The sequence below is a fragment of the Pseudomonas sp. KUIN-1 genome, assembly GCF_009176725.1.
In the GTDB taxonomy this organism is placed as follows: Bacteria; Pseudomonadota; Gammaproteobacteria; order Pseudomonadales; family Pseudomonadaceae; genus Aquipseudomonas; species Aquipseudomonas fragariae.
Map to the genome: position 1 here is coordinate 3,030,311 of NZ_AP020337.1, position 13,195 is coordinate 3,043,505.

The 13,195-nt window shown below is 62.0% G+C and carries 1 protein-coding gene (only partly in view); it reads left to right on the plus strand.

Going from position 1 to position 13,195, the window contains the following annotated elements; genetic code table 11:
* Positions 1-12,909: the 3' portion of a syringopeptin non-ribosomal peptide synthetase SypB gene (gene sypB / locus KUIN1_RS13605; protein WP_152092036.1), read on the plus strand. Its footprint begins 3,501 nt before the window's first position; the window shows 12,909 of its 16,410 coding nt (coding positions 3,502-16,410); its start codon lies beyond the left edge, outside the window; its stop codon occupies positions 12,907-12,909.
* Positions 12,910-13,195 lie beyond the last annotated feature (286 nt).

Below are 13,195 nucleotides of genomic sequence, written 5' to 3' on the forward strand. Positions count from 1 at the left end.
CTGACCCAGGAGCAGATCGACCTGGTGGTGGCCTGTGTGCCCGGCGGCGCAGCGAACGTGCAGGACATCTACCCGCTGGCACCGTTGCAGGAAGGCATTCTCTATCATCATATCGCCGCAGAGCAGGGCGATCCTTACGTACTGCAGAGCCAGTTCGCCTTTGACAGCCGCGCTCACCTGGATTCCTTTGCTCAGGCCCTGCAAACGGTCATCAACCGCCATGACATCCTGCGCACTTCCATGCACTGGGAAAGCCTCGACGAGCCGTTGCAAGTGGTCTGGCGCCATGTTGAGCTCAGCGTCGAAGACGTTCAGCTCAACCCTGACCTCGGTGATATATCCCGTCAGTTGCAAGAGCGCCTCGACCCACGCCAGATGCGCCTGGACATCCGTCAGGCGCCCTTGATGCGCCTGGTATGTACCCTGGACACCGTCAATCAGCGCTGGCTGGCGACCTTGATGTTTCACCACATGATCCTTGACCACACCGCGCTGGATCAGGTGCGCCATGAAATGCAGGTCTGCCTGCTCGGTCAGGCCGATCAGCTGGGCGACTCCATTCCTTACCGCAATTATGTCGCGCAGGCCCGACTCGGCCTGAACGAACAGGACCATGAGCTGTTCTTCAAGGACATGCTGGGCGACATCGACGAGCCGACGCTGCCGTTCGGCCTGCACGATGTACAAGGCGACGGCAGTGCTATCGATCAGGCGCGTCTGATGCTGGACGGCGGTTTGAGCCAGCGTCTGAGAGTTCAGGCGCGCCAGCTCGGGGTCAGCGCGGCAAGCCTGATCCACCTGGCGTTCGCGCAAATGCTGGGTCGCCTCAGCGGACGCGAACAGGTGGTGTTCGGCACTGTATTGATGGGTCGGATGCAGAGCGGCGAGGGTGCCGAACGAGCCCTTGGCATGTTCATTAATACCTTGCCGCTGCGAGTCGACCTGGGCAAACAGGGCGTGCGTGACGGGGTCAAAGCCACGCATCAGCGGTTGACAGGGTTGCTCGGGCATGAGCATGCGTCGCTGGCACTGGCCCAACGTTGCAGTGGCGTGGTCGCACCGGCTCCGTTGTTCAGCGCCTTGCTCAATTACCGTCACAGCAGCGTTGCCGTGACCGATACGGCAATGGCGGCTTGGGATGGCATGCAGTCTTTGGGACTGGACGATGAAGAACGCACCAACTACCCGCTGACCTTGAACGTCGATGATCTGGGCGAAGGGTTCAGCCTGACGGCATTGGTGGCTTCGTCAATCGGCGCCAAACGTGTGTGCGGCTACATGCATACGGCGCTGGAAACCTTGTTGACGGCGCTGGAGCAGACGCCACAAGCGTCGTTACAAGGGTTGTCGATCCTGCCGGCTGTCGAGCGTGAGCAATTGCTGGCGGGATTCAACGACACCGCGCTGGATTACCCGCACGAACAGACCATTCACGGGATGTTTGAAGCGCAGGTCGAGCGCACGCCGGAGGCGGTGGCAGTGGTCCACGGCGAACGGCGTCTGACGTATCGCGAGCTTAACGAGCAGGCCAACCGCTTGGCGCATGCCTTGCGCAAACAGGGCGTTGAGCCGGATTCGCGGGTCGGGATCTGTGTCGAGCGTGGCGCGGAGATGGTCGTCGGCTTGCTGGCGATCCTCAAGGCAGGCGGCGGTTATGTACCGCTGGATCCGGCTTACCCGATAGAGCGGATCGCTTATATGCTGCAGGACAGCGCTCCGGCAGCAGTGCTGGCGCAAACCGCTACTCAAGGCTTGCTGGCTGACGTTTCGGTACCTGTCATCAATCTTGATCTGAGCGATTGGCAGGACGGATCCGTCCAGAACCCACAGGTGGCGGGGCTGACTTCTGCGCATCTGGCGTACCTGATCTACACCTCAGGTTCGACCGGCTTGCCGAAGGGCGTGATGATTGAGCACCGCAACACCGTTAACTTCCTGACTTGGGCGCACACGGCTTTCGACGCTTCTGCACTGGAAAAAACGCTGTTCTCCACCTCATTGAACTTCGACCTTGCGGTCTACGAGTGCTTTGCGCCGCTGACTTCGGGCGGCAGCATCAAAGTCGTCAAAAACGTTCTGGAACTGCAACACGGTGAACATGACATCGGCCTGATCAACACCGTGCCTTCGGCGCTCAAGGCGTTGCTGGAAGTCGACGGCCTGCCGACGTCGGTCCACACCGTGAACGTTGCCGGTGAAGCACTCAAACGCAGTCTGGTCGAATCGTTGTTCGAAAACACTGGCGTGCAGCGCCTGTGCAACCTCTACGGCCCTTCGGAAACCACCACCTACTCAAGCTGGGTAGCGATGGATCGCGAAGACGGTTTTGCTCCGCACATCGGCAAGCCGGTCGGCAATACGCAGTTCTATCTGCTGGACGAACAGCAACAGCTGGTTCCATTGGGTGTCGCCGGTGAAATCTACATCGGCGGTGCGGGTGTGGCGCGGGGCTACCTGAACCGTGATGACCTGACCGCCGAGCGCTTCCTCGCAGATCCGTTCAGCCAGCAGCCAGCGGCACGCATGTACCGCACCGGTGACCTGGGTCGCTACTCGGCGGATGGCAATATCGAATACCTGGGCCGTAACGACGATCAGGTCAAAATCCGTGGATTCCGTATCGAGTTGGGCGAGATCGATGCGCGCCTGGCCAAACACGCAGCGGTCCACGAAGCGGTGGTCACCGCTCGCGAAGATGTGCCGGGTGACCAGCGTCTGGTGGCTTATTACACCCTGATCGCCGGGCATGCGTCGGTAGACATCGACAGCCTGCGCGGCTGGCTGCAGGACCAACTCCCGGCCTACATGATTCCGGTGGCCTATGTGCAGCTCGACTCACTGCCGCTGACGCCGAACGGCAAGCTCGACCGCAAGGCCCTGCCAGCACCGGAAAGTGATGCACTGATCAGCCGTGGCTATGAAGCTCCACAAGGCGAAACCGAAACGCAGATCGCTGCGATCTGGCAAGACTTGTTGGGTGTTGCCCAGGTCAGTCGGCACGACAACTTCTTCGAGCTGGGTGGTCATTCACTGCTGGCAGTCAGCCTGATCGGGCGTATGCGTCAGTCGGGCTTGAGCTCGGACGTGCGCGTGCTGTTCGGTCAGCCGACGCTGGCTGCACTGGCCGCGGCAGTCGGCGGTGGCATGGAAGTCGTGGTGCCCGCCAATCTGATTCCTGAACACTGCGAACACATCACGCCTGACTTGCTGCCGCTGATCAGCCTGACCCAGGTGCAGATCGACCTGGTGGTTGCGGGGGTGCCGGATGGCGCGGCAAACGTGCAGGACATCTACCCGCTGGCCCCCTTGCAGGCGGGGATTCTCTACCACCACCTCAGTGCGGAACAGGGCGACCCCTATGTACTGCAATCGCAGTTTGCTTTTGCAAGTCAGGAGCGTCTGGAGGATTTCGTCGTGGCCCTGCGACGGGTTATCCAACGCCATGACATCCTGCGTACCGCGCTGGCCTGGGAAGGCCTCGACGAGCCGGTGCAGGTGGTCTGGCGTCACGCCAGCCTGATCCGCGAGCGTCTGCATCCGGACCCGCAAGGCCCCGATGTGTCTGCACAGCTTCATCAGCGTTTCGACGCCCGGCACTATCGTCTGGACATTCGTCAGGCACCGATGATGCGTTTGATTCATGCCTGGGATGAGCCCAACCAGCGCTGGCTGGCCTTGCTGCTGTTTCATCACCTGGCGCTGGACCACACGGCGCTGGATGTGCTGCGACACGAGATGCAGGCCTGCCTGCTGGGCCAGCAAGCGCAACTGGGCGCGCCGGTGCCGTATCGCAACTATGTGGCTCAGGCGTGTCTGGGCCTGAGCCGCGAGGAGCACAAGGCATTCTTCCGCGACATGCTGGGCGACGTCGACGAGCCGACGCTACCATTTGGCCTGCAGGATGTGCAGGGCGACGGTCACGCTATCGAAGAGGCGACGCGGGTCTTGTCTGCGGCGCTGAACCTGCGCCTGCGGGCTCAGGCCCGGCAACTGGGCGTGAGCGTTGCCAGCCTGGCGCACCTGGCGTGGGCGCAAGTACTGGGTAAGGTGTCGGGCAAGCAGGATGTGGTGTTCGGCACCGTACTGATGGGCCGGATGCAGGGTGGTGATGGCGCTGACCGGGCCCTGGGAATGTTTATCAACACCTTGCCGCTGCGGGTTGCCGTAGGTGAGCAGGGCGTGCGGGCCGGGGTGCAGGCGACGCATGCGCGACTCACGGCATTGCTGGGCCATGAACACGCGTTTCTGGCACTGGCCCAGCGTTGCAGTGGCATATCCGCGCCGACACCGTTGTTCAGCGCCTTGCTCAACTACCGGCACAGCGCCGAGGCCCGGGTGTCCGAGCAGGCCACACTGGCCTGGCAGGGTATCGAAACCCTCGGTGGAGAGGAGCGCACCAACTACCCGCTGGCCTTGAATGTCGACGACCTGGGCGATGGTTTCAGCCTGAATGTGCAGGTCAGCGGCAACGTAGGCGCCATGCGGGTGTGTGACTATATGGAAACCGCGCTTGAGCAGCTGCTTCTGGCGCTGGAGCAGAACCCCGAAGCGCCGCTGAACAGCATTGCGATTCTTTCGGCTGCCGAACGGGAGCAGCTACTGGTCGGGTTCAATAACACCGCGCTGGATTACCCGCACCAGCAGACCGTGCATGGCCTGTTCGAAGCACAGGTCCGTAACAACCCGGAAGCTTGCGCCGCAATCCACGACGGCGTTGCCTTGAGTTATACCGAACTCAACACCCGGGCCAACCGTCTGGCGCGGCATCTGCTGGGGCTTGGCGTGCAGCCGGGTGACAGCGTGGCGATCCTGCTGGAACGCAGCCATGATTTGCTCGCCAGCCAGCTGGCAGTACTCAAATGCGCAGCGGTGTATGTACCACTGGACGTCAACGCTCCGGTAGAGCGCCAGGCGTTCATGATCGAGGACAGTCAGGCGAGTGTCCTGCTGACCCTCAGTCAGATGTCGCTGACAACCAGCACTCAGCGCGTCGACCTTGACCGCCTGATGCTAAACGGCCTGGATAACGATGATCTGGCGCTTGCGCAGTCCAGCGAAAGCGTCGCCTACATCATGTACACCTCAGGCTCCACCGGCACGCCGAAGGGGGTGTTGGTGCCGCACCGGGCCATCAGCCGCTTGGTGATCAACAACGGTTATGCCGACTTCACTGCGCAGGATCGCGTGGCGTTCGCCTCCAATCCGGCCTTTGACGCCAGCACCCTGGACGTCTGGGCGCCACTGCTCAATGGTGGCTGTGTGGTGGTGATCGGGCAGCACGACTTGCTCTCGCCACTGAATTTCCAGCGCCTGCTGCTGGAACAATCGGTAACCGTACTGTGGATGACCGCCGGGCTGTTCCATCAATACGCCTCGGGGCTGGGCGAAGCCTTTTCACGCCTGCGCTACCTGATTGTCGGCGGCGATGTGCTGGACCCGGCAGTGATTGCACGCGTACTGGCGAACAATGCGCCGCAACATCTGCTCAACGGTTATGGCCCGACCGAAGCCACGACGTTCTCCGCCACCTACGAGATTGTGTCGGTCGACAATGGCTCGATCCCTATCGGCAAACCGGTGGGCAACACTCGCCTGTATGTGCTCGACAGCCAAGGCCAGCCAGTGCCGTTGGGCGTACCCGGCGAGCTGTATATCGGCGGGCAGGGCGTTGCCAAGGGCTATTTGAATCGGGATGAGTTGAGCACTACGCAGTTTGTCGTCGATCCGTTCAGTGAACAGATCGATGCGCTGATGTACCGCACGGGCGACCTGGTTCGCTGGCGCGCCGACGGCAATCTGGAGTACCTGGGTCGCAACGACGATCAGGTCAAAATCCGCGGTTTCCGCGTTGAACTGGGTGAAATCGAAGCGCGTCTGGCTGAACACGCCGATGTTCGTGAGGCCGTGGTGCTGTGCCGTCAGGATGTGCCCGGCGACAAGCGTCTGGTGGCTTATGTCACGGCGCAGCAGTCTGAAAACGCGCTGGACATCGAACACCTGCGCAATCATCTGCAGGGTACGTTGCCGGACTACATGGTGCCGGCAGCCTACGTGCAGCTCGATGCGCTGCCGCTGACTGCCAATGGCAAGCTTGATCGCAAGGCGCTGCCGGCGCCGGATGCGCAATCGCTGATCAATCGTGGTTATGAAGCCCCGCAAGGCGAAGTCGAGACCCTGCTGGCAGCGATCTGGGCGGACGTACTGACGGTCGAACGGGTCGGTCGGCATGATCACTTCTTCGAACTGGGCGGTCATTCGCTGCTGGCGGTGATGCTCATCGAACGTATGCGTCAGGTCGGCCTGAGTGCCGACGTGCGTGCGCTGTTCAGTCAGCCGACGCTGGCCGCGCTGGCGGCGGCGGTGGGTAGCGGTCGTGAAATTCACGTCCCGGCCAATGGCATTACAGCGGACTGTCAGCGGATTACACCGGACATGGTGCCGCTGGCAAACCTCGATCAGGTCGCCATCGACCGGATCGTTGCCACGGTACCCGGTGGCGTCGCCAACGTGCAGGACATCTACCCGCTGGCGCCGCTGCAGGAAGGTATCCTCTATCACCACCTCAGCGCTGAACGCGGTGATCCGTATTTACTGCAATCGCTGTTCAGCTTCGACAGCCAGGAGCATGTCGACGATTTTGCCCGCGCCTTGCAGTTCGTGATCCAGCGTCATGACATCCTGCGCACTGCGCTGATCTGGGAGGGCCTGGACGAACCGATTCAAGTGGTCTGGCGTCAGGCGTTGCTGATGCGCGAAAGCTTCGATGCCGACCCGCACGGTAGCGACATGGCAGCACAGTTGCACCAGCGTTTCGACGCCAGGCACCATCGCCTGGACATTCGTCAGGCGCCGATGATGCGTTTGATTCATGCCTGGGACGAGCCAAACCAGCGCTGGCTGGCGTTGCTGCAGTTCCATCACCTGGTCATGGACCACACCACGCTGGACGTGGTGCGCTACGAGATGCAGGCCAGCCTGCTGGGGCAGGAGGCGCAACTGGGCGCGGCGGTTCCGTATCGTAACTATGTCGCTCAGGCCCGACTGGGCGTGAGCCAGGACGAGCATGAAGTATTCTTCAGCGACATGCTGGGCGACGTCGACGAGCCGACGCTGCCGTTCGGTTTGCAGCAGGTGCACGGTGACGGCCATGGCATCGAAGAGGACCAACTGGCGGTAGGTGCAGACCTCAGCCGCCGCTTGCGGGTCCAGGCCCGTCAACTGGGAGTGAGTGCCGCGAGCCTGGTCCACCTGGCCTGGGCGCGATTGCTGGGTCAGGTCTCGGGCCGTGACGACGTGGTGTTTGGCACCGTGCTGCTGGGCCGGATGCAAGGTGGCAACGGCGCCGATCGGGCGCTGGGGATGTTTATCAACACCTTGCCGCTGCGTGTGACGCTGGGCAGTCGCAGTGTCTGTGAAAGTGTCAGGGAGGTGCATGACAAACTGACCGCGTTACTCGGCCATGAGCACGCCTCGCTGGCACTGGCCCAGCGTTGCAGCGGCGTGGTCGCACCGGCGCCGTTGTTCAGCGCCTTGCTCAACTATCGCCACAGCAGCGTTGCCGTGACCGATGAGGCGCTGACGGCCTGGAATGGCATGCAATCGCTGGGCGATGAAGAACGCACCAACTATCCGCTGACCCTGAACGTCGATGACCAGGGCGAAGACTTCCTGTTGACGGTCCAGACTGTGCCTCTGATCGAGGCCGCACGGATCTGCGCCTATATGCAGCAAACCCTGAACAGTCTGGTCGATGCACTGGAACAGGCGCCGCAAACTCCACTGCACGCCATTTCGATACTGCCGCGCAAAGAGCGTACCCAGTTGCTCGAACAGTGGAACGAGCCTGGCCAGCACTACGCGAATGAAACACCGATCCACCAGCAGTTCGAAGCCCATGCCGCAGAACGGCCGGACGCCGTGGCACTGGTGTTCGAAGCGCAGACCCTGAGCTACGGCGAGCTCAACGCACGTGCCAACCAGGTCGCTCATCGCTTGCTGGCGTTGGGTGTGCGCGCGGATGATCGCGTGGCGATCTGCGTGGAACGTGGCCCGGCGATGATTATCGGCTTGCTGGGCATCCTCAAATCCGGCGCTGGTTACGTGCCACTGGACCCGGCTTATCCCCCTGAGCGCCTGGCCTACACCCTCGGCGACAGCACACCGGTGGCATTATTGAGCCAGCAGTCAGTGCAGCAAGCGTTGCCGGTGTCGCAAGTGCCGGTGATCTATCTCGACGATGCCGGTTTGCAGGACGAATCCGTCGACAATCCGCAGATTTCGGTCAAGCCCGACGACCTGGCCTACGTGATCTACACCTCCGGCTCAACTGGCCTGCCCAAAGGCGTGATGGTCGAGCATCGCAACGTTGCAAGGCTGTTCTCGGCCACCGAAGACTGGTTCGGTTTCAATGAACAGGACGTGTGGGCGCTGTTCCACTCGTTCGCCTTCGACTTTTCGGTCTGGGAAATCTGGGGCGCGTTGCTGCATGGCGGGCGTCTGCTGATTGTGCCGCAGTTGGTCAGCCGTTCACCCGAAGACTTCTACACCCTGCTGTGCAGCACCGCAGTGACGGTGCTCAACCAGACACCGAGTGCGTTCCGTCAACTGATTACTGCCCAGGGCGAGAACGATCAGGCGCATTCACTGCGCCAGGTGATTTTCGGCGGTGAAGCGCTGGAAACAGCGATGCTCAAGCCGTGGTACGCCCGCAACGTGAATGCTGCTACACAGTTGGTAAACATGTACGGCATCACCGAAACGACCGTGCATGTGACCTATTACCCATTGCAGCCTGAAGATGCCCAGCGCGTCGGCGCCAGCCCGATCGGCACGCGTATCCCGGACCTGCAGCTTTATCTGCTCGATACCTGTGGCGAACCGGTACCGGTCGGCGTAGTCGGCGAGCTGTACGTGGGCGGGGCCGGTGTGGCGCGCGGCTACCTGAACCGTGAGGCACTGACGGCCGAGCGTTTTCTAGATAACCCGTTCAGTACGGTGCCGGGCACGCGCCTGTATCGCACCGGCGACCTGGGGCGCTGGCTGGCCGACGGCACCCTGGAGTACCTGGGGCGTAACGACGAACAGGTCAAGATTCGCGGCTTCCGCATCGAGCTGGGTGAAATCGAAGCGCGTCTGGCTGAATATCCTGACGTCCGCGATGCCGTTGTGTTGTGTCGTGAGGACGTGCCCGGAGACAAGCGTCTGGTGGCCTATGTCACGACGCTGCACCCGGAAAGCCTGCTGGACATCGAAACCCTGCGCGAGCATTTGCAAGAGACATTGCCGCAGTACATGGTGCCGGCAGCCTACGTGCAGCTCAATGCACTACCGCTGACCGCCAACGGCAAGCTCGACCGCAAAGCCCTGCCAGCGCCCGACCGCTCGGCGCTGGCCAGTCGTGGCTACGAAGCGCCCGAGGGCGACACCGAGATGGCCATTGCGCGGATCTGGCAAGACCTGCTGCAACTGGAGCAGGTCGGTCGGCATGATCACTTCTTTGAACTGGGCGGTCACTCGCTGCTGGCCGTGAAATTGATCGAGCGCATGCGCCAGATCGATCTGGTTGCCGACGTGCGCGTGCTGTTCAGCCAGCCGACCCTGTCTGCCCTGGCGGCAGCGGTGGGCGGCAAGGAGGCCGTCGAGGTACCCGCCAACCTTATTCCCGCCAACTGCGAGCGCATCACCCCCGACATGCTGCCACTGGTCTCACTGAGCCAGGAAGACATCGACCGTGTGGTGTCCAGCGTGCCCGGCGGTCTGGCCAACGTGCAGGACATCTACGCGCTGGCGCCGTTGCAGGAGGGGATTTTGTATCACCACCTTGCCGCGGCCGAGGGTGATCCATACCTGCAATACGCACTGTTTGCCTTTGACAGCCTCGAGCGTCTGCACAGTTTCGCCCAGGCGCTGCAAGGTGTCATAGCGCGGCACGATATCCTGCGCACCGCGGTGCTTTGGGAGCGCCTCGATGCAGCGGTGCAAGTGGTCTGGCGTGAAGCCCCACTGTGCCTGGATGAACAGCTGCTGGACCCGGCCGATGGCGACATCGCCGAACAGTTGCTCAAGCGCCTGGACCCGCGTAACACGCGGCTGGACATCCGTCAGGCGCCGATGCTGCGCATCGGCTATGCACAGGACACGGTGAACAACCGCTGGCTGGGCATGCTGTTGTTCCACCACCTGGTCGACGATGCCACGTCATTGCGCATACTGAGCAGCGAAATCGAGGCGCACATGCTCGGTCAGCAAGCCTCGCTGCCGCCGTCCGTGCCTTATCGCAACTACGTGGCCCAGGCCATGCTTGGTGTCAGCCGCGAGGAGCACGAGGCGTTTTTCCGCGACATGCTGGGTGACATCGATGAACCGACGCTGCCGTTCGGTCTGCAGGACGTGCAGGGCGATGGTCGCGGTATCGAGGAAGCGCGCCAGTCGCTCGATATCGACCTGAGCCGACGCCTGCGCGTGCAGGCCCGCCAACTCGGGGTCAGCTCCGCCAGCCTGTATCACCTGGCCTGGGCTCGTGTGCTGGGTGCGGTATCGGGCAAAGAGGACGTGGTGTTCGGCACCGTGTTGCTCGGTCGCCTGCAGGGCGGCGCCGGGTCCGACCGTGCACTGGGAATGTTCATCAATACCTTGCCGCTGCGTGTCACGCTGGGCGAGCAGGGCGTGCGCAGCGGTCTGAAAGCCACTCACGCACGACTCAGCGGGCTGCTGGCCCATGAACACGCCTCGCTGGTACTGGCCCAACGTTGCAGCGGTGTACCCGCTTCGACGCCACTGTTCAGTGCCTTGCTTAACTACCGGCATGTCGCCGCCGAGGTCAATCAGCAGACGTTCGATGCCTGGCAGGGCATCGACAACCTGCACGGCGAGGAACGCACCAACTATCCGCTGACCCTTTCAGTAAACGATGACAGTGTCGGCTTCAGCCTGACGGTCCAGGCCATTGCCTGCATCGACGCGCAACGCGTCTGCGCCTATGTGCAGACTGCGCTGGAAAAACTAGTCAGCGCACTGGAACAGTCGGGCGAAGTGCCGTTGGCCGGTTTGTCGGTTCTGCCGGCAGCAGAGCGTGAGCAGCTGGTGTTCGGGCTCAACGCTACCGAGCTGGATTATCCGCATGAGCAAACCATTCATGGGCTGTTCGAAGCGCAGGTGCAGCGTACTCCGCAAGCGCTGGCAGTGGTCCATGGCAAGCAGCGCATTACGTATCGCGAGCTTAACGAGCAGGCCAACCGCTTGGCGAATGCCTTGCGCAAGCAGGGCGTTCAGCCGGAGTCTCGCGTCGGGATCTGCGTTGAACGCGGCGCGCAAATGGTCGTCGGCTTGCTGGCGATCCTCAAGGCGGGGGGTGGTTATGTACCGCTGGATCCGGCCTATCCGGCGGAGCGGATTTCGTACATCCTGCAGGACAGCGCGCCAGCGGCGGTGCTGGTCCAGGCGGCGACCCGGCATTTGCTGGCAGGCGTTTCGGTGCAGGCCATCGACCTTGATGATCAGAGCGCCTGGCAAGACGAGCCGGTACAGAATCCAGACGTCGAGGGCCTGAACTCGGCACATCTGGCGTACCTGATCTACACCTCCGGTTCGACCGGCTTGCCGAAAGGCGTGATGATCGAGCACCGTAACACTGTTAACTTTCTGACCTGGGCCCACCATGCTTTCAACGGTTCGGCACTGGAAAGGACGTTGTTCTCCACCTCGCTGAACTTCGACCTCGCAGTCTACGAATGCTTCGCGCCGCTGACGTCGGGTGGCAGCATCAACGTGGTGAAAAACGTCCTTGAACTGCAACACGGCGAACACGATATCGGCCTGGTCAACACCGTGCCGTCAGCGCTGAAAGCGCTGCTGGAAATCGACGGTTTGCCAGAGTCGGTCCACACCGTAAACGTCGCCGGCGAAGCGCTCAAGCGCAGCCTGGTGGAAAACCTGTTCGAAAAAACCGGCGTGCAGCGGCTGTGCAACCTTTACGGACCGTCTGAAACCACCACCTACTCAAGCTGGGTCGCCATGGATCGCGAAGACGGCTTCGCTGCGCATATCGGCAGGCCGGTGGGCAACACCCGGTTCTACCTGCTGGACGAGCAGCAACAGCTCGTTCCACGCGGCGTGCCAGGTGAAATCTATATTGGCGGGGCCGGTGTAGCCCGCGGTTATCTGAACCGCGATGATCTGACCGCCGAACGCTTCCTCACGGACCCGTTCAGCCTCACACCGGGGGCGCGGATGTACCGCACCGGCGACCTGGGTCGCTACTTGCCGGATGGCAATATCGAATACCTGGGGCGCAACGACGATCAGGTGAAGATCCGAGGTTTTCGTATCGAACTGGGCGAGATCGATGCGTGTCTGGCCAAACACCCAGCGGTACACGAAGCGGTGGTCATGGCCCGTGAAGACGTGCCGGGCGAAATCCGTCTGGTGGCGTATTTCACACCGACCGACCCGGCAGTGATAACGGATAGCGGGAGTCTGCGCACGCACCTGCAAGGGCTGCTGCCGGACTACATGCTGCCGGCCGCGTATATGCCGCTTGATGCGTTGCCGTTGACGCCGAACGGCAAGCTCGACCGCAATGCCCTGCCGGCACCGGACAGCAGCGCATTTGCCTCGCGAGCCTACGAAGCCCCGGTGGGTGAGGTGGAGATCAAGCTGGCAGCGCTATGGGCGGAGCTGCTCAATGTCGAAAAGGTCGGGCGTCATGACCATTTCTTCGAACTGGGCGGGCATTCATTGTTGGCGGTGACCCTGATCGAACGCATGCGTCAGGCAGATCTGGAAGCCGACGTGCGAGTGCTGTTCGGTCATCCGACGCTTCTTCAGGTGGCGGCCTCGGTGGGGCAGGTCAAGCGGGTGGAGGTACCGCAGACGAAGATCCCGATGCTCAATCGCAAACGCCGTATCTGAAACCACGGCAACTGCCCGGCCGTTCGGTAATCGGTCGGCCGGTTGCCTTTCACCTTGAAGCCCTTCTCAAGACCTCCTTTCAAGGTCGGTTCGCAACCTTCCAGTCCGTATCCGTCTGACTGAACGCCCCTGTATCGCTGCGTCGACGTCACGCTCAAGTCTTGTCCCAGCTTCCCACGACAGACAGTCGCCCATGGATGCTCTAATTTTTGCGGCGTGTGGGAAGCACGGCGAACGGGAAGTTTCGTGTGTGTATCGAAGGACCGCAGCCCTTTGTTGCTGCGGC